The 22,034-nt window shown below is 64.4% G+C and carries 20 protein-coding genes and 1 other RNA gene; 17 read left to right on the forward strand and 4 right to left on the reverse strand.

From position 1 onward, the window contains the following. Window positions 1-22: 22 nt before the first annotated feature. The 3 genes from serC to gyrA form a co-directional block, all read right to left on the reverse strand. Window positions 23-1,090, reverse strand: coding sequence for a 3-phosphoserine/phosphohydroxythreonine transaminase (serC, locus tag ACSFA5_RS07490; protein WP_435444074.1), 1,068 nt, complete (start codon window positions 1,088-1,090; stop codon window positions 23-25). A 70-nt stretch (window positions 1,091-1,160) separates the two neighbouring features. Next, window positions 1,161-1,736, reverse strand: coding sequence for a DUF2059 domain-containing protein (locus ACSFA5_RS07495; protein ID WP_435443399.1), 576 nt, complete (start codon window positions 1,734-1,736; stop codon window positions 1,161-1,163). Beyond that, window positions 1,733-4,378, reverse strand: coding sequence for a DNA gyrase subunit A (gyrA, locus tag ACSFA5_RS07500; protein ID WP_435444075.1), 2,646 nt, complete (start codon window positions 4,376-4,378; stop codon window positions 1,733-1,735). Before gyrA ends, ACSFA5_RS07495 begins: the two co-directional genes overlap by 4 nt. Window positions 4,379-4,602: 224 nt before the next feature. Between gyrA and ompA the strand changes: the two genes are divergently transcribed. The 4 genes from ompA (at window position 4,603) to ssrA (ending at window position 7,174) form a co-directional block, all read left to right on the forward strand. Next, on the forward strand, window positions 4,603-5,253 hold the full coding sequence (gene ompA / locus ACSFA5_RS07505) for an outer membrane protein OmpA (protein WP_435443400.1): 651 nt from the start codon (window positions 4,603-4,605) through the stop codon (window positions 5,251-5,253). Between the two features lie 128 nt (window positions 5,254-5,381). Beyond that, the gene (gene ubiG / locus ACSFA5_RS07510) at window positions 5,382-6,110 is read left to right on the forward strand and encodes a bifunctional 2-polyprenyl-6-hydroxyphenol methylase/3-demethylubiquinol 3-O-methyltransferase UbiG (protein ID WP_435443401.1); all 729 of its coding nucleotides are present in this window, start codon (window positions 5,382-5,384) and stop codon (window positions 6,108-6,110) included. After that, entirely contained in the window at window positions 6,107-6,775 is a 669-nt protein-coding gene (gph, locus tag ACSFA5_RS07515) for a phosphoglycolate phosphatase (protein ID WP_435443402.1), read from the forward strand. Before ubiG ends, gph begins: the two co-directional genes overlap by 4 nt. Before the next feature lie 12 nt (window positions 6,776-6,787). Continuing rightward, window positions 6,788-7,174, forward strand: a transfer-messenger RNA (tmRNA) gene (gene ssrA, locus ACSFA5_RS07520). Window positions 7,175-7,549: 375 nt separating this feature from the next. Here ssrA and ACSFA5_RS07525 read toward each other — a convergent pair. Then, a complete protein-coding gene (locus tag ACSFA5_RS07525; RefSeq protein ID WP_435443403.1) occupies window positions 7,550-7,834 on the reverse strand; it encodes a hypothetical protein in 285 nt (94 codons plus the stop codon). A gap of 60 nt (window positions 7,835-7,894) precedes the next feature. On the opposite strand from ACSFA5_RS07525, the gene ACSFA5_RS07530 reads away from it, so the two are divergent. The 13 genes from ACSFA5_RS07530 (at window position 7,895) to ntrC (ending at window position 22,012) form a co-directional block, all read left to right on the forward strand. Further along, window positions 7,895-8,146: a hypothetical protein gene (locus ACSFA5_RS07530; protein ID WP_435443404.1), complete on the forward strand. Its 252-nt coding sequence runs from the start codon at window positions 7,895-7,897 to the stop codon at window positions 8,144-8,146. 211 nt (window positions 8,147-8,357) lie between these two features. Beyond that, entirely contained in the window at window positions 8,358-9,953 is a 1,596-nt protein-coding gene (locus ACSFA5_RS07535) for a class I SAM-dependent methyltransferase (protein WP_435443405.1), read from the forward strand. A gap of 37 nt (window positions 9,954-9,990) precedes the next feature. Then, window positions 9,991-11,727 carry a gamma-glutamyltransferase gene (gene ggt, locus ACSFA5_RS07540; RefSeq protein WP_435443406.1) on the forward strand — a complete coding sequence of 579 codons (1,737 nt, stop codon included), beginning with the start codon at window positions 9,991-9,993 and terminating at the stop codon, window positions 11,725-11,727. Between the two features lie 61 nt (window positions 11,728-11,788). Then, a complete protein-coding gene (locus ACSFA5_RS07545) occupies window positions 11,789-12,538 on the forward strand; it encodes a pseudouridine synthase (RefSeq protein WP_435443407.1) in 750 nt (249 codons plus the stop codon). A gap of 81 nt (window positions 12,539-12,619) precedes the next feature. Next, entirely contained in the window at window positions 12,620-13,627 is a 1,008-nt protein-coding gene (locus ACSFA5_RS07550) for a YncE family protein (RefSeq protein ID WP_435443408.1), read from the forward strand. Further along, window positions 13,611-14,423, forward strand: coding sequence for a polysaccharide deacetylase family protein (locus ACSFA5_RS07555; RefSeq protein WP_435443409.1), 813 nt, complete (start codon window positions 13,611-13,613; stop codon window positions 14,421-14,423). The genes ACSFA5_RS07550 and ACSFA5_RS07555 overlap by 17 nt, the downstream gene beginning before the upstream one ends. A 10-nt stretch (window positions 14,424-14,433) precedes the next feature. After that, complete coding sequence (locus tag ACSFA5_RS07560) at window positions 14,434-15,408, forward strand: sterol desaturase family protein (RefSeq protein ID WP_435443410.1); 975 nt, start codon at window positions 14,434-14,436, stop codon at window positions 15,406-15,408. 50 nt (window positions 15,409-15,458) lie between these two features. After that, window positions 15,459-16,355 (forward strand): EI24 domain-containing protein, encoded by an 897-nt coding sequence (locus ACSFA5_RS07565; protein WP_435443411.1) that lies wholly within the window; start codon window positions 15,459-15,461, stop codon window positions 16,353-16,355. Beyond that, on the forward strand, window positions 16,352-17,152 hold the full coding sequence (locus ACSFA5_RS07570) for a competence/damage-inducible protein A (RefSeq protein WP_435443412.1): 801 nt from the start codon (window positions 16,352-16,354) through the stop codon (window positions 17,150-17,152). The genes ACSFA5_RS07565 and ACSFA5_RS07570 overlap by 4 nt, the downstream gene beginning before the upstream one ends. A 146-nt stretch (window positions 17,153-17,298) precedes the next feature. Next, a complete protein-coding gene (gene glnA, locus ACSFA5_RS07575; protein WP_435443413.1) occupies window positions 17,299-18,714 on the forward strand; it encodes a type I glutamate--ammonia ligase in 1,416 nt (471 codons plus the stop codon). 159 nt (window positions 18,715-18,873) lie between these two features. After that, window positions 18,874-19,380, forward strand: coding sequence for a hypothetical protein (locus tag ACSFA5_RS07580; protein ID WP_435443414.1), 507 nt, complete (start codon window positions 18,874-18,876; stop codon window positions 19,378-19,380). Between the two features lies 1 nt (window position 19,381). Next, entirely contained in the window at window positions 19,382-20,461 is a 1,080-nt protein-coding gene (glnL, locus tag ACSFA5_RS07585; RefSeq protein ID WP_435435468.1) for a nitrogen regulation protein NR(II), read from the forward strand. A 24-nt stretch (window positions 20,462-20,485) separates the two neighbouring features. Then, window positions 20,486-22,012 (forward strand): nitrogen regulation protein NR(I), encoded by a 1,527-nt coding sequence (gene ntrC, locus ACSFA5_RS07590; RefSeq protein WP_435443415.1) that lies wholly within the window; start codon window positions 20,486-20,488, stop codon window positions 22,010-22,012. Window positions 22,013-22,034 lie beyond the last annotated feature (22 nt).

Consider the following 22,034-nt stretch of genomic DNA (forward strand, 5'->3'; position numbering starts at 1 on the left):
AGCAACTGAGCGGGGCGCGCGACTAGGCGTGCGATCGCTCGAATTCTCGCATGTAGCCCACGAGGGCCTGCACCCCTGCCATCGGCATGGCGTTGTAAATGCTTGCTCGCATGCCGCCGACCGACTTGTGGCCTTTGAGCTGAAGCAGTTCTGCCTTGCGCGCGCCGGCCAGGAACGCTTCATTGCGGCCTTCGTCTGCCAAGAAGAAGGGCACGTTCATGCGCGAACGGCAGCTCGGGTCGATGCGGTTGGCGTAGAAGTCGGAGCCGTCGATGAATTCGTACAGCAGCTTCGCCTTGGCGATGTTGCGGTGCTCCATGGCAGCCACGCCCGTCAGGTCGCCTTCCTTCTGCGCAAGCAGCCACTGGAACGTGAGCCCCGCCATGTAGATGCCCCAGGTCGGCGGGGTGTTGTACATGGAGTTGTTGTCGGCCACCGTCTTGTAGTTGAACGCGCTCGGGCAGATCTCCAGCGCATGACCGAGCAGGTCGTCGCGCACGACCACGATCGTCAGGCCGGCCGGGCCGAGGTTCTTCTGGGCGCCACCGAAGGCCAGGCCCACGCGGGACCAGTCGACGCCGCGCGAGGCCACATGGGACGAAAAATCGATGACCAGCGGGGCCGTGCTGCCAAGCGCCGCCAGGTCGGGCAATTGCTGGAACTCGATGCCGTTGATCGTCTCGTTGGAGCACACATGCACGTACGAGGCGTCCTTCGACAGCTGCCAGGTCGCGGGATCGGGCAGTTTCGTGTGCTGGTCGTCGGCGTTTGTCGCGACCACGCGCGCCGTGCAGTAGCGCTGCGCTTCCTTGTGCGACTTGACGCTCCAGCTGCCAGTGATGACGAAGTCGGCGGTTTTGCCGCGCGACAGGTTCAGCGGCACGATGGCGTTCTCGCCCAACCCGCCACCCTGCATGAACAGGATGTGGAAATTCGAGGGAATGGCCAGCAGCGTGCGGATGTCGGCTTCGGCCTGGGTGCAGATCGCACCGAATTCCTTGCCGCGATGGCTCATCTCCATCACGCTCATGCCGCTGCCCTGCCAGTCGAGCATCTCGGAGGCGGCGCGTTGCAGCACCGCCTCCGGCATGGCAGCCGGACCGGCCGAGAAGTTGTAGGGGCGCTTGCCGGCCGGCGTCTGCTGCTGGGTCACGTTGCTTTTACTTCTTGGCTGGAGCCTTGGCGGGTGCCTTGGCAGCGGGGGCTTCGGTCGGGGCACCCAGTGCCTTGGCCACGTTTTCGTCGAGCGCGCGCATCTTGGGTTCGATGGTGGCGCGCGTGTCGGTCACCAGCTTTTCCGTCAATGCGGTCTGCATCTTCGGGTTCAGTTCCTGGTACTTCTTGCTGAGCGGCGAGTTGATCCAGGCCAGCAGTTGCTTGAGTTCATCTTCGCTGAAGTTCTGCTCGAGCAGCGGCGTCAGGGCGCCCGGTGCCAGTTGAATGGCCTTGTCACGAACGATCGGGTAGGCGTCGTCGAAGTACTTCTTCAGTTCGGTATCGGCGGCCTTGGCGGCCGATTCACGCTTGGCTTCAGGCACTTGCGTCTGAAGATACTGCGAACCCGCTTGTGCGATCGGAGCGCTCGATTGCTCGACCAGGCCGCGCGCCAGCGATTCAATGCCGGGGCGTTGGATGTCGACGAACTGCTTGATGAGCGTTGCCTTGTCCTGGGCCATTGCGGCCATGGAACTGCCTGCCAGGGCGACCGTCAGAAGTGCGAGTTTGATTTTTTTCACTGAGGATTCTCCGTTGAAGATGAGGAAGTATCGTCCGCGTCCGGCTCGCTTTCGCCGTTCGCGTCGTTTTCGACGATACGTTGTAGTCCGCTGAGTTTGGCGCCTTCGTCGAGCCCGATCAGCGTGACGCCTTGCGTCGCGCGACCCAATTCGCGAATTTCGGCAACCCGGGTGCGCACCAGCACGCCCTTGTCGGTGATGAGCATGATCTCATCGTCCGCATGCACGAGTGTGGCGGCAACGACCTTGCCGTTGCGCTCACTCTGTTGAATCGCGATCATGCCTTTGGTTCCCCGGCCGTGTCGGGTGTATTCCGTAATGCTTGTGCGCTTTCCGTAACCATTTTCCGTGGCGGTGAGCACGCTTTGCTGCTCGTCCTCGGCCACCAGCATGGCGATCACACCCTGTCCGGGGTCCAGCGACATGCCGCGCACGCCGCGTGCATTGCGGCCCAGCGGACGAACGTCTTCCTCGTCGAAACGCACGGCCTTGCCGCCGTCGCTGAAGAGCATCACGTCGTGCTTGCCGTCGGTGAGCGCGGCGCCGATCAGGTAGTCGCCTTCATCAAGGTTGACGGCAATGATGCCGCCCTTGCGCGGGTTGTTGAACTCGTCGAGCGCGGTCTTCTTGACGGTGCCCATCGACGTGGCCATGAACACGTACTGGTCGGCCGGGAAGACGCGTTTTTCGCCGGTCAGCGCCAGCACGACGTTGATTTTTTCGCCTTCCTGCAGCGGGAACATGTTGACGATCGGCCGTCCGCGCGAACCGCGCGAGCCCGCAGGCACTTCCCACACCTTGAGCCAATAGAGCCGGCCGCGGTTGGAGAAGCACAGGATGTAGTCGTGCGTGTTGGCGATGAAGAGCTGGTCGATCCAGTCGTCTTCCTTCGTCGCCGTGGCCTGCTTGCCGCGGCCGCCGCGCTTTTGCGCGCGGTATTCGCCCAGCGGCTGGCTCTTGATGTAGCCGCTGTGCGAGAGCGTGACCACCATGTCGGTCGGAGTGATCAGGTCTTCGGTCGACAGGTCGAACGCGCTGTGCTCGACCTGGCTGCGGCGTGCGCCCAACTTGGTCTGGCCGAATTCCTGCCGGATGGTGCCGAGTTCGTCGCCGATGATGATCGAGACGCGCTCGGGCTTGGACAGGATGTCGAGCAGGTCGTCGATTTCCGACATGACTTCCCTGTATTCCGCGACGATCTTGTCCTGCTCGAGGCCGGTCAGGCGCTGCAGGCGCATCTGCAGGATTTCCTGGGCTTGCGTGTCCGACAGGCGATAGAGACCGTCGGAACCCATGCCGAAGTTGCGCTCGAGGCCGTCGGGGCGGTAGTCGTCGGCGTTGATCACGCCGCCATCGGCGCGTGAACGCGTAAGCATCTCGCGCACCAGCTTGCTGTCCCAGCTGCGGGTCATCAGCTCTGCCTTGGCCACGGGCGGCGTCGGCGATTCGCGAATGATCCGGATGAACTCGTCGATGTTGGCGAGCGCCACTGCCAGGCCCTCGAGTACATGGCCGCGTTCGCGGGCCTTGCGCAGCGTGAAGACGGTGCGGCGCGTGACCACTTCGCGGCGGTGCTGCAGAAAGACCTGAATGAGGTCCTTCAGGTTGCACAACTTGGGCTGGCCGTCGACCAGCGCCACCATGTTGATGCCGAAGGTGTCCTGCAGCTGCGTCTGCTTGTAGAGGTTGTTCAGTACGACCTCGGGTACTTCGCCGCGCTTGAGTTCGATCACCAGGCGCATGCCCGACTTGTCGGACTCGTCCTGGATGTGACTGATGCCTTCGATCTTCTTCTCGTGCACCAACTCGGCCATGCGCTCCTGCAGCGTCTTCTTGTTGACCTGGTAGGGGAGCTCGTCCACGATGATCGCCTGGCGCTGGCCGCGGTCGATGTCCTCGAAGTGGCACCGGGCGCGCATCACGACCTTGCCGCGACCTGTGCGGTAGCCGTCCTTCACACCGTTGATGCCGTAGATGATGCCGGCGGTGGGGAAGTCGGGCGCGGGCACGATTTCCATCAGTTCGTCGATGCTGGCTTCGGGATTTCGCAGCAGATGAAGACAGGCGTCGACGACCTCATTCAGGTTGTGCGGCGGGATGTTGGTGGCCATGCCGACCGCAATACCGCCCGAGCCATTGACCAGCAAATTGGGCAACTGGCTCGGTAAAACTTTCGGCTCCTTTTCCGAGCCGTCGTAATTGTCCTGAAAGTCGACCGTTTCCTTGTCGATATCGGCCAGCATTTCATGCGCAATTTTGGCCAGCCGAATTTCCGTATAGCGCATTGCGGCCGCGTTGTCTCCGTCGACCGACCCGAAGTTGCCCTGGCCATCAACCAGCATGTGGCGCATCGAAAAATCCTGGGCCAGCCGCACGATGGTGTCGTAGACCGACTGGTCTCCGTGCGGGTGGTACTTGCCGATGACGTCGCCGACGATACGGGCCGACTTCTTGTATGGCCGGTTCCAGTCGTTGTTGAGCTCGTGCATGGCGAACAGCACGCGCCGGTGCACCGGCTTGAGGCCGTCCCGCGCATCGGGAAGCGCTCGGCCCACGATCACGCTCATGGCGTAATCGAGATAGCTGCTGCGCATTTCCTCTTCGAGACTGATGGGCAGGGTTTCTTTTGCGAAGGAGGTCATGAGCGAGTGGCTGGCGGCAGGAAGGCGAAATTTTACGCTGTGAGGGGTGTCGCAACGCCGCAACACAAGGCGCCTATTCCGCCTCCGTCTTACGCTTCCGGGGTGCCCGGCGGCCTGTTTGCCAAAGACCCTATGGCACAATCGCCTCAACGTTTTGGGTGGTGGTCACTTAAAGCGTCCTTGATTCGCAGCGCGGCTGCGGCTTTTTCCCCAAGAGGAGAACCATGAAGAAACTGAATAAAGTGGCGATGATGTTTGCAGTCGCTGCGCTCGCCACTGCCGCCGGCGCGCAGACCCGTGTCACCGCTGCGGACGGCGGTCCTACGATCGACAACTGGCAGAACGGCACTGGCGAACTGGTTTGGAAGAACGGCACCAATGAACTGTGCTGGCGCGATGCCAACTGGACGCCTGCTACGGCTGCTGCCGGTTGCGACGGCGCTCTGGTTCCGGCTGCTCCGGCTGCTGTTGCTCCCGCTCCTGGCGTGGTGCCTCCTGCACCGGCGGCACAAGTCGCTGCTTCGAAGGTGACCTTCGCTGCCGATGCCTTCTTCGACTTCGACAAGTCGGTCCTCAAGCCTGAAGGTCGCGCCAAGCTGACCGATCTGGTCGAGAAGATCCGTGGCGTCAACCTTGAAGTGATCATCGCTGTGGGCCATACCGACTCGATCGGTACGGACGCCTACAACCAGCGTCTGTCGGTGCGTCGCGCCGAAGCCGTCAAGGCCTTCCTGGTCTCGAAGGGCATCGAACGCAACCGCGTTTACACCGAAGGCAAGGGCGAGAAGCAGCCAGTGGCTGACAACCGCACCAAGGAAGGCCGCGCCAAGAACCGTCGCGTGGAAATCGAAGTGGTTGGCACCCGCGCCAACTGATCGATCGATTCCATCGACCGTGAAAACCCCGCTTAGGCGGGGTTTTTTTATGGGCGTCGAATTGACGAGCGACCTTTGTCAAAGCCGATGCAATGTTCGACAGGCATTGCTCGCTTCATAATCGCTGCATGACAGAAAATGTGAATGCAGACCCGGCCGAACTGGCCAAGTTTTCAGAGCTCGCACATCGTTGGTGGGATTTGGAGAGCGAATTCCGCCCACTGCATGAAATCAATCCATTACGCCTTGAATGGATTGAAGGTATTGCACCGATCTCACAGCGTCGTGTGCTCGATATAGGTTGTGGCGGAGGCATCCTGGCTGACTCCATGGCGCGCAAAGGCGCGGATGTCCTGGGCATCGACCTCGCAGGCAAGGCGCTCAAGGTCGCGCAACTGCATGCGATCGAGGCTGGCACGCGAGGGGTGAAGTACCGGGAGATCAGCGCCGAGGCCATTGCTGCCGAGCAGCCAGGCAGCTTCGATGTCGTCACCTGCATGGAGATGCTCGAGCATGTGCCGCAGCCGGCCTCGGTCATTCAAGCCTGCGCTACGTTGGTGAAGCCGGGCGGGTGGGTGTTCTTTTCGACCATCAACCGCAACCTGAAGGCTTTCATGCTGGCGATCGTGGGCGCCGAATACGTCTTGGGCATGTTGCCGCGTGGAACCCATGAGTACGCGAAATTGATCCGTCCGAGCGAGCTTGCCGGCTACTGCCGCGCTGCGGGCCTGGACCTGCGGCACACCCGGGGCTTGGAACACAACCCGTTGACCCGGCGCTACTGGCTCAGTGGCGATACCAGCGTCAATTACATGTTCGCGACGCAAAAGGCCGCCTTGCCGGAGTCGCAAGGATGACGGGAGCAACGACGCGGGCCGTGTTGTTCGACCTCGACGGTACGCTGATCGACAGTGCGCCCGACCTGGGCACGGCTGTTGACAAGATGCGCACCGATCGCGGCCTCGCGTCGTACCCACTCGAGCGCTATCGGCCTATGGCCGGCGCCGGTGCGCGGGGAATGCTGGGCGTGGCGTTCGGCATCACGCCGGAATCGCCCGATTTCGACGAACTGCGCGAGGAGTTCTTCGTCACCTATGAGCGCCGCATGCTGCTCAACACGCAAGTGTTCGACGGCGTTGAAGCCTTGATCGACGCGTTGCGAAAACAGGGCCTGCTTTGGGGTGTCGTTACCAACAAGTCGATGCGTTTCACCGATCCACTGACGCGCGCCATGGCGCTCTTCGCGAGTGCCGGCGCGGTGGTGAGTGGCGACACCACCCCGTTCGCCAAGCCGCATCCCGAGCCTTTGCATGAAGCTGCTCGCCGCCTCGGCGTGCCTTCGGAAGCTTGCATCTACGTCGGCGACGATGAGCGCGACATCGTCGCGGGGCGCGCCGCGGGCATGCGGACGGTCGCGGCTACCTATGGCTACATGGGAACGCAGGCAGATTCGACGCGATGGAAGGCAGATGCTTCAATCTCTTCGCCCCTGGAGCTGTTGAAGTTGCTCAATAGCGCCTAAAATAGGATTCTTGGGGCTGCACTGGTTTCGACGTGGGTTCGGAGTCGCAGCGGGGCATGTCGAGCTGAATGCGCTCGTAAAACAGATTCAAACAAACTAACTGCAAACGACGAACGTTTCGCACTCGCTGCTTAATTGCCAGTGAGCTTTGCAACAGCAGGCCGATGGGCTGGGCAAGGGGGTGACAGAGCAATCTGAAACCTCCCGGCTGCAAAGATAATTACATGGGCTGGCTTCGATCCGGGTACCTTGGGTCGAGGCGAGAAAATAGGGTGCTGGCGTCCGGTTTAGCGTGTGACTGCGCGACTCAGGAAGCGAGACTTAAATCAGATCACTAAACATGTAGAACTGCGCGATGAAGGCTTGCGGACGGGGGTTCAAATCCCCCCAGCTCCACCACATTCTTGCGGAAGGGTCTCACTGAACGTGAGGCCCGCCATGGGTACCACCACGGTGTGTGGTCGCATGCTTTTCCCTTCAAACCGACGACACTCGAGCCCATCGACCGGCCGAGTGAAGGCGTGCACATCATCAAGCGCTGTTCAGCGCCCGTTTCGCAAACCTCGGATGTTCAATTGCACTGGAACAGGATGCCCTGTTCGGCCTGTGCCTTGCCGAGCCAACGCGGTGTCTTGCTTCTTGCGTCGCAATAATCCGCAGCCTGGACATAGGTCACGGCCCTAAGGACGCCTTCACGGATCTGCGTGACTTCGTTGGGAGGGGTAGAGCAGCCAGTGAGGACCAAGGCAAGCGGAAGCAGTGTGCGCCAATTCATCAGGCCATTCTAAGACCGGGGATCGTTGCCCCGTGTTCGCGGTCAGGGTAGAGATAGCGGAAGTAGCTTCCCGGATTACCGAACAGTTGTCGCGCCAGCTGCACGGGGTCTTCGCGCTTGTGCTTTTCGTAGAGTACCGGCCCCCAGATGATGAAGCCGTCGATGCTCAGCCTTCCCGGCGCCGGCTCGATGGTTTGCCACGCATGAGCGAATTTCAATATCCAGGCCAGGGCCTCCTGAACCGCATGGTTGGTCGGGCCGGTGGTTTCCTCGGTAGCAGGCATTGCGGATTTCCTTGCTGAAAAGACTGTACAAATATACAGTAGACTATGCCCATGCAAACCATGCCCGCCACACTCTGGATCGCCGCCTGTGCGCACCGGCTGCAGCGGCAGTGGCACACCGTGGACGTCGTCGAACTGGAAGACGTCGCAAGAGACCTGTGGCGCGACGAGCGGCTGCGTGCCATGTGGCCCGAGGACGCGGCCGCGCGTTGGCTGCGCCCTGTCATTCTCACTGTGCTCGCGCCTTTGCCTTCAAATTTCTCCTTGACGGGTAAACCGTCCCCCGCTGGTCAACCTGTGCGGGGGCCTTGATGCATGCCAGCAGATAGGCTTTCAAGCCCAGCCGAATGGCTGGGTTTTTTTTATGCGCCTGTTCGCGAAGCACCGCACAGGCCAACGTTTTTTCGCTTCAACCCAAGGCTATAGTCGCCCAGCGTTGTCGCGTTGCAGTCGCTGCAAGTCTCGCTGCACCACGCCGCGCGCAAGCCGTATGCGCCCGCCCAGATCCCGAAAAAGGACACCCGTGCCGGATACCCTGACCTCCACGCTGACCCGCTACTACAACGAAGTGCCCTATGACTCGCACCCGTTTCCCCAATCGGCGATGGAGCACCTGGAAACGCTGGCCTTCCTCTTCGGGCTCGATGCGCCCGACCCGTCCAAAGCTCGCGTGCTCGAACTCGGCTGCGCTGCTGGCGGCAACCTGATTCCTTTCGCGGCGCGCCACCCGCAGGCCCAAGCCGTCGGCGTCGACCTGTCCCCGGTGCAGGTCGCACACGGCGTGGCGGCCATCGGGCATGCGGGAGTGCGGAACATCGAACTGAAAGCATTCGACATCGCGGACATCGACGCTTCCTTCGGCCAGTTCGACTACATCGTCTGCCATGGTGTGTACAGCTGGGTGCCGGGACCCGTGCAGGACGCGATCCTGCGCATCTGCTCGCAGAACCTGGCGCCGAACGGCGTGGCCTACGTCAGCTACAACGTGTACCCCGGCTGGAAGGCGCGTGAGATCGTGCGAGACGCCATGATGCTGCGCGGCGGGCCACGCGACACGCCGGAAGAACAGCTCTCGTACGCACGCGGCATGCTGGAGTTCCTGGAGCAATCGGCGCGCCCCGACAGCGTGCTCAAGAAAACGCTCGAAGAGGCGATGCCCATCGTGCGCAGCGCCAGCAGTTCGTACCTGATGCACGAGTTCCTCGAGCCCTGCAACGCGCCGTGCTACTTCAAGGAATTCGTCGCCCGTGTCGACGCCCACGGCCTCGCCTACCTGTGCGACGCCGAGCCTTCGACCATGTTCGTGCAGAACTACGGCGAGAAGGTGCGCGACCCGCTGCTGCGCGAATGCGGCGGCAGCCAGGTCCTGATGGAGCAGTACCTCGACTTCCTGGTCAACCGCACCTTTCGTCAGACGCTGCTGGTCAAGCAGGCGAACGCCGAGAGCGTTCGCTACAGGCTGGACCCCGCTCGCCTTCGTGCGCTCGAGTTCGCAGGCGTGTTCACCCCCGAAGACGGCGGCGCATTCACGCGCGATGCGCAAGCGCAGCCTTGCAATGCCATTCGCGGCCTGAAGGTCACGCCGGGGCTGCCGGTGCAGAAGGCGGTGGCCCGGTTGCTGGATGCCAGCTACCCCTCGTCGATGTCGCCGCAAGCCTTGATCGAAGCCGCGGCCGGGCTCTGCGACGAATCGCCCGCCAGCGCCGAGCCCGTTGTAATGGCCATGCTCGAGGAACTGCTGATCCTCGGTGCCCTGCGCATCCGTCGCTCGCCGGTGCCCGTGGCCGCTGCGGTGTCCGGCCTGCCCCAGGCGCTGCCCGCGGTGCGAAGCGCGCCGACGTTGCCCTTGGGCGCGGGCACGACAGCCAGCGCATGCAACCAGTGGCACGAGTCCGTGGCACTGTCGCCGCTGGAGCGCAGCCTGTTGGGGCAGCTCGACGGCACGCGCTCGCACGATGCGCTGGCCGAACACCTCGAAGCCGAAGTGCGCGACGGTCGCCTGCGCTTCGTCAAGAACGACCAACCACTGACCGACCCGTCGGAGGTGAAAGAATTCGCCCGCCAGCAAGTTGCGCTGGCGCTGGCTTCCTTGCGACGCAAGGCCTTGCTCACCGCCTGACATTTCATTCTTCATCGACCACAGAGGAGACTCCCGCATGCAACCCATTCACTGGACCCCCCACCTGCGCGCCGCCGCTGCGGCGGTGCTCGCGCTGGCGGCCGCCGGCGCGTCCCACGCGGCGTCGCAGGCGCCCGTCGCGGCCGAGCACGGCATGGTCGTGAGCGCGCAGCACCTGGCCAGCAAGGTCGGCGTCGACGTGCTCAAGCGCGGCGGCAATGCCGTCGACGCAGCGGTCGCGGTGGGCTATGCGCTGGCAGTGGTGTACCCAGCCGCGGGCAACCTCGGCGGCGGCGGCTTCATGACCGTGCAGCTGGCCGACGGCCGCAAGACCTTCCTCGACTTCCGCGAGAAGGCACCGCTGGCCGCCACGGCCAACATGTACCTCGACAAGGACGGCAACGTCGTCAAGGGCCTGAGCACTAACGGCCACCTCGCCGTGGGCGTGCCGGGCTCGGTATCGGGCATGGAGTACGCGCGAGAGAAGTACGGCACCATGAAGCGCGCCGACCTGATCGCCCCGTCGATCCAGCTGGCCGACAAGGGCTTCGCGCTGGAGCAGGGCGACATCGACATGCTCTGGACCGCCACCGCCGACTTCCAGAAAGACCCGGTCTCGGGCGCCATCTTCCTGAACAAGGGCCAGCCCTTTCAGGTCGGCCAGAAGCTGGTGCAGAAGGACCTGGCAAAGACGCTGAAAGAGGTCAGCGCCAAGGGCACCGACGGCTTCTACAAGGGCTGGGTCGGCAATGCCATCGTGGCGTCGAGCCAGGCCGGCAAGGGCATCATCACGCAGGCCGACCTGGACCAGTACAAGACGCGCGAACTCGCGCCCGTGGAGTGCGACTACCGCGGCTACCGCGTGGTGTCGGCACCGCCACCGAGCTCGGGCGGCGTGATCATCTGCGAGATGCTCAACATCCTGGAGGGCTACCCGCTCAAGGACCTGGGTTTCCGTTCGGCGCAGTCGGTGCACTACCAGATCGAGGCCATGCGCCACGCCTACGTGGACCGCAACAGCTACCTGGGCGACCCCGACTTCGTGAAGAACCCGATGGACCGCCTGCTCGACAAGGGCTACGCCGAGAAGATCCGCGCGGCCATCGACCCGAAGAAGGCCGGTGTGTCGAAGGACATCAAGCCCGGCGTCGCGCCGCACGAAGGCAGCAACACCACGCACTACTCGATCACCGACCAGTGGGGCAATGCCGTTTCCGTCACGTACACGCTGAACGACTGGTTCGGCGCGAAGGTCACGGCCGCCAAGACCGGCGTGCTGCTGAACAACGAGATGGACGACTTCACCTCCAAGATCGGCGTGCCCAACATGTACGGCCTGGTGCAGGGCGAGGCCAACGCCATCGCCCCGGGCAAGCGCCCGCTGAGTTCGATGAGCCCGACCATCGTGTCGAAGGACGGCAAGCCGGTGTTCGTGGTCGGCACGCCAGGCGGCAGCCGCATCATCACGGCCGTGCTGCACACCATCCTGAACGTGGTCGACTACGGCATGAACGTGCAGGAAGCCGTCGATGCGCCGCGCTTTCACCAGCAATGGCTGCCTGACGTCACCAACGTCGAGATCTTCGCGCTGAGTCCCGACACGCGAAAGATCCTGACCGACATGGGCCACAACCTGGGCGTGCCGCAACCGGCCAACCACCTCGCGGCGATCATCGTGGGCGCGCCTTCGCTGGGCGGCAAGCCGGTGGGGGCCAACCGCTTCTATGGCGCCAACGATCCGCGCCGCAACACGGGCCTGGCGGCAGGCTACTGAACCTGCGGCACACTTGAAGGCGGTCGTGCCTTTGTCGGCTCGACCGCTTTTTTCATTTCCCATGCACCTGCAAGACATTCTCTACACCCAGGGCTTCGGCACGCGGCGCGTCTGCGCGGGCCTGGCCCAGCAAGGCCACGTGGCCATCGACGGCCGGGCCGTGACCGACCCCTTCGCCGACCTCGACCCCGAAGGCCTGCTTTTCACCGTTCAGGGCACCGCGTGGGCGTACCACGAGAAGGCCTACCTGATGCTGCACAAGCCGGCCGGCACCGAGTGCTCGCAGAAGCCCTCGACCTACCCGAGCATCTACACGCTGCTGCCGTCGCCGCTGCGTTTGCGCCCCAACAAGGGCGCGGTGCAAGGCGTGCAGGCCATCGGCCGGCTCGACCAGGACACCACCGGGCTGCTGCTGATGACCGACGACGGCCAGTTCATTCACAAGATGGGCTCGCCCAAGCACCACGTGCCCAAGGTCTACGAGGTGACGGCCAAGCACCCGGTCGACGAGGCGCAGATCGCGAAGTTGCTGGCCGGCGTGGTGCTCGACGACGACCCCAAGCCCGTGCGCGCCGCCGCTTGCGAATCGGACAACCCGCTGCACCTGCGCCTCACGCTGACCGAAGGCAAGTACCACCAGGTCAAGCGCATGCTGGCCGCGGTCGGCAACCGGGTCGAAGGGCTGCACCGTTCGCGCATCGGCGACCTGGCGCTGCCCGAGGCACTGGCGCCGGGGCAGTGGCGCTGGCTCACGGCCGAAGAGGTCGCGGCGCTGCGTGCGCCTTCTAAACCCGCCAAACCACCGAAATAGGGGAGAGAAAGAGCGCCCGGCCCGTCAGCCAGCCTTAAGGCCGGATCGTTAAGATCGCAAGCTCTCTTCCGGAACCTCCCCTTGCGACTTCCTGCTCGACCGAACAGCCGCTTCGCGGCCCTGATTTTTTCCTGTCTGACGGTCCTGGCGGCACACACCGCAACCGCAGCACCGGCCGAACCACCGCCGATCTTCGTGCTCAATTCGCTGGACGCCAGCGTGAGTGTGATCAACCCGGTCGACTGGACCGAAAAGCAGCGCATTGCCACCGGCAAGGAGCCGCACCACCTCTACATGACGCCCGACGAAAAGTCGGTCATCGTGGCCAATTCGGCCGGCGATTCGCTGACCTTCCTCGACCCCAAGACGGCCACGGTGCAGCGCGTGGTGTACGGCATCATCGATCCGTACCAGCTGCAGTTCTCGCGCGACATGAAGTGGTTCGTCACGGCGGGCAACCGCCTGAACCACGTCGACGTGTACCGTTGGGACGGCAAGGACCTGAAGCTGGCCAAGCGCATCGCCAGCGGCAAGACACCCAGCCACATCTGGATCGACAACACCAGCACCATCGCCTACGTGACGATGCAGGACAGCGACGAGATGATCGCGGTCGACCTGCCCACGCAAACCGTCAAGTGGCGCACCGCCACCGGTGCGATGCCGGCCGACATCTTCGGCGTGCACAACGACAAGACCCTGCTGGTCGGCCTGACCGGCGGCGACGGCGTGCAGGTGTTCGACGTGGCCGGCGCCGAGCCCAAGCTGGTCGGCAAGATCCCCACCGGCAAGGGCGCCCACGCCTTCCGCTCGGCCGGCGACGGCAAGACGGTGTTCGTGAGCAACCGCGTGGCCAACACCATCAGCCGCATCGACCTGGCCACCCTGAAGGTGGTCGCCAGCTATTCGGTGCCCGGCGGCCCCGATTGCATGGACGTGTCGGCCGATGGCAAGACGCTGTACGTGACCTCGCGCTGGGCCAAGAAGCTCAGCGTGGTCGACCTCGTCTCGCAGAAGGTCGTGCGCCAGGTCAACGTGGGCCGTTCGCCGCACGGCGTGTGGACGCTGGACCATGGCAAGCGCACGTAAGCGCGTCGGCGCAGCCCTCGCGCTGCTGATGGCCGCAAGTGTCGTTCCCGGCGCGTGGGCGGCCCAGGGCGCGGCCACCTGCGAAAAGCCCGTCTACCTGACCTTCGACACCGGCCACATGGGCATCGCCCCCCTGGTGGCCGACGTGCTCAAGCGGCAGAACGTGCGCGTCACCTTCTTCGCCGCCGCCGAGCGCACCAAGACCGAGGGCGACAGCCTCGACGACCAGTGGGCGCCGTGGTGGAAGGCGAGGGCGGCCGAGGGCAACGAGTTCGGCTCGCACACCTACGACCACGCCTATTGGCGCGCCGACGTCAAGGGCACGCCGCCGAGCTTTCGCATCAAGCCTTCGGCCGGTCCGCAGGACGGCAAGGAATCGACCTGGACCGCCGCCGAGTACTGCGCCAACATCCGCAAGTCGTCCGACCGGCTGGCCGCCATCACCGGCAAGGAGCCGCTGCCCCTGTACCGCGCACCGGGCGGCAAGACCTCGCCTGCGCTGCTGGCCGCCGCCGAGGGTTGTGGCTACAAGTACGCCGGCTGGGCGCCCGCGGGCTTCTTGGGCGACGAGCTGCCGAGCGAAAAATTCAGCAACGCCAGGCTGCTGACCCAGGCGCTCGACACCATTCGCCCCGGCGACATCCTGCTTGCGCACCTGGGCATCTGGTCGCGCAAGGACCCATGGGCGCCGGCCAATCTCGAACCGCTGATCGTCGGCCTCAAGGCCAAGGGCTTCTGCTTCGAAACCCTGCGCCAGCACCCCGACTTCCGCGCCTGGATCGCATCCCATCCTTGAGGTTTCTGTCGTGATCGACTGGTTGACGGACATTTTTTCCACGCTGCAGGGCTGGTTCTTCGAAGCCGTGGTGCAGCCGCTGGTCTTCGCGGTGGGCCTTGGCGGCTGGACCGAGGACGCCTTCGACGCCACCGGCTGGCTGCTGGTCGGCGCCCTCCAGATCGTGGTGCTGATCGCGGTGATCGGCCCGCTGCAGCGCTGGCGTTCGGTCGAGCCCGTGGTCGACCGCCAGGCCATCCGCATCGACGTGCTCTACACGCTGATCCACCGGCTCGGCCTGTTCCGCCTGGCCATCTTCTTCACGCTGCAGCCCTTCTTCGACGACGCCATGGGCAGCCTGCGCACGGCCGGATGGGGCACTTTCCACCTCGATGAGGTGTGGCCCGGCGTGACCGACGTGCCGGTGCTCGCCTTCGCGATCTACCTGGTGGTGCTCGACTTCGTGGGCTACTGGATCCACCGCGGCCAGCACCAGTTCAACTGGTGGTGGGGCCTGCACTCGCTGCACCATTCGCAGCGCCAGATGACCATGTGGAGCGACGACCGCAACCACCTGCTCGACGACATCGTCCACGACACGCTGATCGTCGTCGTGGCGCAGCTGATCGGCGTGGCGCCGGGGCAGTTCATCGCCTTTGTCGCGTTCACGCAGCTCAGCGAAAGCCTGCAGCACGCCAACCTGCGGCTGAGCTTCGGTGCTCTCGGCGAGCGGCTGTGGATCAGCCCGCGCTTCCACCGGCTGCACCACAGCATCGGGCTGGGCCACGAATCGAACGGCAGGAGCACGCTCGGCGGCCACAACTTCGGCGTGCTGCTGCCGTGGTGGGACATGATGTTTCGCACCGCCAACTTCGAGAACCGCTACGACCCCACTGGCATTCGCGACCAGGTCGAGCCCGGCGTCGATGGCCGCGTGCGCGATTACGGCCGTGGCTTCTGGGCACAGCAGTGGCTGGGCCTGAAGCGAATGGTCGGGCGCGGCTGAGGGGTTCCGGCCCCTGAACGGCCTGCCCCAGGCGTTATCCTCGCTGCCTCATGCGCCTGCTCCTCGATTCCTTCTGGCGCGCGGTCGCCTACTGCATGCTGCCGCGCGTGATCGTGCTGTCGTTGCTGCCATTGGCGTTGATGGCGGTTTTGGCCGCCGGTCTCGGCTATTTCTACTGGGAAGCGTCGGTGGCCTGGACGCGCGGTGCGCTCGATGCATGGCCGTTGCTGTCGAGCTTCTGGGCCTGGATCGGGCGGCTGTTCTCGGGCGATGTCACTTCCATGCTGGCGCCGCTGGTCGTGGTGCTTGCCGCCACGCCGCTGATCGTGGTGCTCTGCCTGCTGATCGTGGCCGGCTTCATGGCGCCGGCACTCACCAAGCTGGTCGCCGAGCGGCGCTTCCCCTCGCTCGAGCAGAAGAAGGGCGCTTCCTTTTTCGGCAGCGTGCTTCGGTCGCTCGGTGTCACCTTGCTCGCGCTCATTGCCCTGGTGGTGTCGATGCCGCTGTGGCTCATCCCGCCGCTCGTGCTGATTCTTCCGCCGCTCATCTGGGGTTGGCTGACCTACCGCGTGATGAGCTTCGACGCCCTGGCCGACCATGCCAGCCCCGAGGAGCGCGCCGCGCTGCTGCGCGCGCACCGGCTGCCGCTGCTGTGCATCGGCGTGCTGTGCGGCTACCTGGGCGCCGCACCCAGCCTTGTCTGGGCGTCGGGACTGCTGTTCGCGGCCGCCTTCTTCGTGCTGGTGCCGATCGCCATCTGGATCTACACACTGGTCTTTGCCTTTTCGGCGCTCTGGTTCGCCCACTACTGCCTCGACGCGCTCGGCCAGTTGCGGGCCCAGCGCGCGGTGGCCGAGGTGGCTGCGGCGTCGGCCGCCGGCGGCACTCCGGCGCTCGAGGCCGCTCAGGCCAACAAGGCCGCTCTTTCTCAATGGGGTTCACCATGACACGCGCATTCGGTCTCATCGTCGTCGGCGACGAGATCCTTTCCGGCAAACGCGCCGACAAGCACATGACCAAGGTCATCGAATTGCTCGCCGCCCGCGGCCTGCAGCTCAGCTGGGCCGAATACGTCGGCGACGAGCCGGCGCGCATCACCGCCGCGCTCGCCCGTGCCTTTGCCTCGGGCGACATCGTGTTCTCGACCGGCGGCATCGGCGCCACGCCCGACGACCACACCCGCCAGTGCGCCGCCAAGGCGCTGGGCATGCCGCTGGCGCTGCACCCCGAGGCAGAGCTGCTGATTCGCGAGCGCATGCAGGACACCGCGCGCGAGCAGGGCGTGCCCTACGAGCCCGACCGGTCCGACAACGTGCACCGGCTCAACATGGGCGTGTTTCCGCAGGGTGCCACGCTCATCCATAACCCGTACAACAAGATTCCGGGCTTCAGCGTTGCCGACGTGCATTTCGTGCCGGGCTTCCCGGTCATGGCGTGGCCGATGGTCGAGTCCGTGCTCGACGGCCGCTACGCCGATCTGTTCACCCGAAACGCCGTCGCCGAGAAGTCGGTGATCGTTTTCGGTGCCATGGAAGCCACCCTGACGCCGCTCATGCAAGCCATCGAAGACCAGCACGCCGGCGTCAAGGTGTTCAGCCTGCCGAGCGTCGATCACCCCCAGTACGGGCGTCATATCGAGCTGGGCGTCAAGGGCGCCCCCGGCCTGCTCGATGCGGCCTATGCCCAGCTCATCGAAGGCTTGCACGTTTTCGATGCCAAGCTTGGTCCCGAATTGGTGCGTTAATGTCGTCTGCACCACACTGGTGAAATCTTGCCTGTATTTGGGGATTGCAGCGTTCGCCAAAGCCTCATCCGGTGAGGTGACAATGGCACAGAAACTGCATCCCTCGTCCCTGTATTCCTAACCACCATCCAACTCAGGAGAAACTGATGGCAAAGACCGTCGCCGATGTACTCAAGCTCGTCAAGGAAAACGAGGTCAAGTTCGTCGACTTCCGCTTCACCGACACCCGGGGCAAGGAACAGCACGTCACCGTGCCCGTGTCGCACTTCGATGAAGACAAATTCACCTCGGGCCATGCGTTCGACGGCTCGTCCATCGCTGGTTGGAAGGGAATCGAAGCCTCGGACATGCAGCTCATGCCCGACCCGAACACCGCAAACATCGACCCCTTCTTCGAAGAAACGACGCTGATCCTGACCTGCGACGTGATCGATCCGGCAGACGGCAAGGCCTACGAGCGCGACCCGCGTTCGCTCGCCAAGCGCGCCGAGGCCTACATGAAGGCTTCGGGCCTGGGCGACACCGCCTTCTTCGGTCCGGAACCCGAATTCTTCGTGTTCGACGGCGTTCGCTGGAAGAACGACATGTCGGGCTGCTTCGTGAAGATCGACTCCGAAGAAGCCTCGTGGAACACCGACAAGGAATACGAACACGGCAACACCGGCCACCGTCCGGCAGTCAAGGGCGGCTACTTCCCGGTGCCCCCGGTCGACAGCTTCCAGGACATGCGCTCGGAAATGTGCCTGGTGCTCGAAGCCCTCGGCATTCCGGTCGAAGTGCATCACCATGAAGTGGCCAACGCCGGCCAGATGGAACTCGGCACCAAGTTCAGCACGCTGGTCCAGCGCGCCGACTGGGTCCAGCTGCAGAAGTACGTGATCCACAACGTGGCCCACGCCTACGGCAAGACCGCCACCTTCATGCCCAAGCCCATCGTCGGCGACAACGGCTCCGGCATGCACGTGCACCAGTCGGTCTGGAAGGACGGCAAGAACCTGTTCGCAGGCGACGGCTACGCAGGCCTCTCGGACTTCGCGCTGCACTACATCGGCGGCATCATCAAGCACGCCCGTGCCCTGAACGCCATCACGAACCCCGGCACCAACAGCTACAAGCGCCTGGTGCCGGGCTTCGAAGCCCCGGTGAAGCTGGCCTACTCGGCCAAGAACCGCTCGGCCTCGATCCGCATCCCGTTCGTGGCCAACCCCAAGGGCCGCCGCGTCGAAGCGCGCTTCCCCGATCCGCTGATGAACCCGTACCTCGGTTTCGCCGCGCTGCTGATGGCCGGCCTCGACGGCGTGGAAAACAAGATCCATCCGGGCGAAGCCGCCAGCAAGGACCTGTACCACCTGCCGCCGGAAGAAGACGCGCTGATCCCGACCGTGTGCCACAGCCTCGACCAGGCCCTGGAATACCTCGACAAGGACCGTGCGTTCCTCACCAAGGGTGGCGTGTTCACCGACTCGTACATCGACGCGTACATCGAGCTCAAGATGCAGGAAGTCACGCGCTTCCGCATGGCGACGCACCCCGTCGAATTCGACATGTACTACTCGCTGTAATCGCTCGCTCGAAAGCAGCCATTCCCCTCGGTCTTCCGAGGGGAAGTAAGACAAAAGGACGGCCTTGGCCGTCCTTTTGTCTTGGTGCGGAACATCTGGTCACCGGTGTCGTCGAATTGCATGAAAATGCGCCTTTGTCGCGCCCCTCTACCGATACACATGAAGACTGCTCCCCTCATTTTCCTGGCCGGTTCATTGTTCGCGTTGCCGGCGCTCGCGCAGGAACGCGTCTGGCGCTGCGGCAACGAATACACCAACAACGCGAGCGTGGCCCAGCAAAAGGGTTGCAAGCCGCTGGAAGGCGGTAACGTCACGGTGGTGCAGGGCACCAAGCCCTCGGGTGGGGGCGCTGCGTCGTCGGGTGGTTCGTCCGCGGCGCGCGCCCCTGCCGGCAGCCCGCGTGTCGAAGGCGTCGACCAGCGCGCGCGCGACGGCGAGGTCCGCACGGTGCTCGAGGCCGAGCTCAGGAAGGCCGAGGCCCGCCAGGCCGAGCTGCAGAAGGACTACAACAACGGCGAGCCCGAGAAGCAGGGCAGCGAAGGCCGCAATTACCAGAAGTACCTGGACCGCGTCGCCGAAATGAAGGCCGAGCTGGCGCGCAACGAGAGCGACATTGCCGGCATCCGCCGCGAAATCGGACGCCTGCCTGCAAAGCAGCCGCAATAACATGGTGTTCGGGAAGAAGGCGAACGGCGCCAATCCGCGCTTCCAGTCCTTCGACCTGCTGTCCACGCTGATCGCGGTGGTCAACAGCAACGGCTCCGTGCTGTTCGCAAACGCAGGCCTCGAAGACGCACTGGGCACCTCGCGACGCACCCTCGAGGGCTCGCAGTTCGGCGCATGTTTCCATGAGCCCCAGGTGCTTCGCACCGCCATCGACGGTGCTGCCAGCAACGACTTTGCAACGTTGCGCTACGAGGCCTTCCTGCGCCGCGTCAACCACGAGCTGATGCCGGTGCAGGTCACGCTGGCGCACGGCGACAAGAAGGGCGAGCTCATCATCGAGATGTCGCCGCTCGAAAACCAGGTGCGGCAAGACCGCGAAGAGCGCCTCATCGACCAGGCGCAGGCCAACAAGGAGCTCATCCGCAACCTCGCGCACGAGATCAAGAACCCGCTGGGCGGCATTCGCGGCGCGGCGCAGCTGCTGCAGATGGAGGTCGAGTCGCGCGACCTCATCGAATACACCCAGGTCATCATTCACGAGGCCGACCGGCTGCAGACGCTGGTCGACCGCCTGCTCGCGCCGCACCGCCGCCCGCACGTGGTGGGCGACGTGAACATCCACGAGGTGTGCGAGCGCGTGCGCTCGGTCATCCTCGCGGAGTTTCCGCGCGACCTGCACATCGAGCGCGACTTCGACGTGTCGATTCCCGAGTTTCGCGGCGACCGCGAACAGCTCATCCAGGCCACGCTCAACATCGCGCACAACGCGGCGCAGGCGCTGTCCGAGCGCCGCGCGGCGGGCGATGCGCAGATCACTTTCAAGACGCGCGTGGCCCGCCAGGTGATCTTCAACAAGCAGTGGTATCGACTGGCACTGGAATTGCATGTCATCGACAATGGACCGGGTGTGCCGGACACGATCAAGGACCGCATCTTCTATCCGCTCGTCTCGGGCAGGGAAGGCGGGACAGGGCTGGGACTGACGCTTGCGCAAACTTTTGTGCAACAGCATCACGGCGTGATCGAGTGCGACAGCGTCCCGGGCCGGACCGATTTCAAGATACTGATACCGCTGCCCTAGCGCAGCACGGCAACAAGGAGATGCATGAAGCCGATCTGGATAGTTGATGACGACCAATCGATTCGCTTCGTGCTCGAGAAGGCTCTGCTGCGCGAAGACCTGCCCACGCGCAGTTTCACGAACACGCGCGAGGTGCTCGCCGCACTCGAGCAGGCCGCCGACGACGAACAGCAAGGCCCCCAGGTCCTGGTGAGCGACATCCGCATGCCCGGCGGTTCCGGGCTCGACCTGCTCGACAAGATCAAGGCCAAGCACCCCGGCCTGCCCGTCATCATCATGACGGCGTTCTCCGACCTCGACAGTGCCGTCTCGGCCTTCCAGGGCGGCGCCTTCGAATACCTGCCCAAGCCTTTCGACCTGCCGCGCGCGGTCGAACTCATCCGCCGCGCCGTCGATGAAAGCCAGCGCGAGGAAGTCGCCGAAGAGCGCATGGTCGCCGCGCCCGAAATGCTCGGCCAGGCGCCCGCCATGCAGGACGTGTTTCGCGCCATCGGGCGGCTCTCGCAAAGCAACGTCACGGTGCTCATCACCGGCGAATCGGGCTCGGGCAAGGAATTGGTCGCGCGCGCGCTGCACAAGCATTCGCCGCGCACCAACGGCCCCTTCGTCGCCATCAACACCGCCGCCATTCCGAAGGACCTGCTCGAGAGCGAACTCTTCGGCCACGAGCGCGGCGCCTTCACCGGCGCGCAGACCATGCGCCGCGGCCGCTTCGAACAGGCCGAGGGCGGCACGCTGTTCCTCGACGAAATCGGCGACATGCCCTTCGACCTGCAGACGCGCCTGCTGCGCGTGCTGAGCGACGGCCATTTCTACCGCGTGGGCGGCCACAACTCGGTCAAGGCCAACGTGCGCGTCATCGCGGCCACCCACCAGGACCTGGAGCAGCGCGTCAAGATCGGCGGCTTCCGCGAAGACTTGTTTCACCGCCTCAACGTGATCCGCCTGCGCCTGCCGGCGCTGCGCGAACGCGGCGAAGACGTGCCCGCGCTCACGCGCCACTTCCTGCAGGTGAGCGCGCGCCAGCTCGGCGTGGAGCCCAAGCGCATTTCCGATCCGGCGCTGGCCAAGCTCGCGGCCTTCGGCTTTCCGGGCAACGTGCGCCAGCTGGAGAACATCTGCCACTGGCTGACCGTGATGGCGCCGGCCCAACTGATCGAATCGAAAGACCTGCCGCCCGAGGTGATGGCGGTCTCGGCGCCCGAGGTCCATGCGCATGAAGCCGCAAGCCCTGCAGCGGTATTCCAGGCGCCGGCGTTGCCGGCGGGCAGCGAACGCGACATCGCGCATGTGCTCCCGGCCTCGTCCGAACACGCCGAAGCGGCGCCCACGGGCGTCAGCAGCTGGGAAAGCGGCCTCGAGGTCGAAGCCCAGGCCCTGCTGGCGGCCGGCCGCACCGATGTCTGGGACGTGCTCTCGCGCCGCTTCGAGTCGCGGCTGATCCTCACTGCCTTGACCAACACGCGAGGGCGCCGCATCGAGGCTGCGCAAAAGCTCGGCATCGGCCGCAACACCATCACCCGCAAGATCCAGGAACTCGGGATCGAATGACAAAAGGCCCGCAAGGGCCTTT

The organism is Variovorax monticola (assembly GCF_051216855.1).
In the GTDB taxonomy this organism is placed as follows: Bacteria; Pseudomonadota; Gammaproteobacteria; order Burkholderiales; family Burkholderiaceae_C; genus Variovorax.

Excerpts from the sequence above, each read along its gene's own strand:
- serC (WP_435444074.1), bottom strand. The coding sequence starts at position 1,090 with ATGCCGGAGGCGGTGCTGCAACGCGCCGCCTCCGAGATGCTCGACTGG.
- gyrA (WP_435444075.1), bottom strand. The coding sequence starts at position 4,378 with ATGACCTCCTTCGCAAAAGAAACCCTGCCCATCAGTCTCGAAGAGGAA.
- ompA (WP_435443400.1), top strand. The coding sequence starts at position 4,603 with ATGAAGAAACTGAATAAAGTGGCGATGATGTTTGCAGTCGCTGCGCTC.
- ubiG (WP_435443401.1), top strand. The coding sequence starts at position 5,382 with ATGACAGAAAATGTGAATGCAGACCCGGCCGAACTGGCCAAGTTTTCA.
- gph (WP_435443402.1), top strand. The coding sequence starts at position 6,107 with ATGACGGGAGCAACGACGCGGGCCGTGTTGTTCGACCTCGACGGTACG.
- ACSFA5_RS07525 (WP_435443403.1), bottom strand. The coding sequence starts at position 7,834 with ATGCCTGCTACCGAGGAAACCACCGGCCCGACCAACCATGCGGTTCAG.
- ACSFA5_RS07530 (WP_435443404.1), top strand. The coding sequence starts at position 7,895 with ATGCCCGCCACACTCTGGATCGCCGCCTGTGCGCACCGGCTGCAGCGG.
- ggt (WP_435443406.1), top strand. The coding sequence starts at position 9,991 with ATGCAACCCATTCACTGGACCCCCCACCTGCGCGCCGCCGCTGCGGCG.
- ACSFA5_RS07545 (WP_435443407.1), top strand. The coding sequence starts at position 11,789 with ATGCACCTGCAAGACATTCTCTACACCCAGGGCTTCGGCACGCGGCGC.
- ACSFA5_RS07555 (WP_435443409.1), top strand. The coding sequence starts at position 13,611 with ATGGCAAGCGCACGTAAGCGCGTCGGCGCAGCCCTCGCGCTGCTGATG.
- ACSFA5_RS07565 (WP_435443411.1), top strand. The coding sequence starts at position 15,459 with ATGCGCCTGCTCCTCGATTCCTTCTGGCGCGCGGTCGCCTACTGCATG.
- ACSFA5_RS07570 (WP_435443412.1), top strand. The coding sequence starts at position 16,352 with ATGACACGCGCATTCGGTCTCATCGTCGTCGGCGACGAGATCCTTTCC.
- glnA (WP_435443413.1), top strand. The coding sequence starts at position 17,299 with ATGGCAAAGACCGTCGCCGATGTACTCAAGCTCGTCAAGGAAAACGAG.
- ACSFA5_RS07580 (WP_435443414.1), top strand. The coding sequence starts at position 18,874 with ATGAAGACTGCTCCCCTCATTTTCCTGGCCGGTTCATTGTTCGCGTTG.
- glnL (WP_435435468.1), top strand. The coding sequence starts at position 19,382 with ATGGTGTTCGGGAAGAAGGCGAACGGCGCCAATCCGCGCTTCCAGTCC.
- ntrC (WP_435443415.1), top strand. The coding sequence starts at position 20,486 with ATGAAGCCGATCTGGATAGTTGATGACGACCAATCGATTCGCTTCGTG.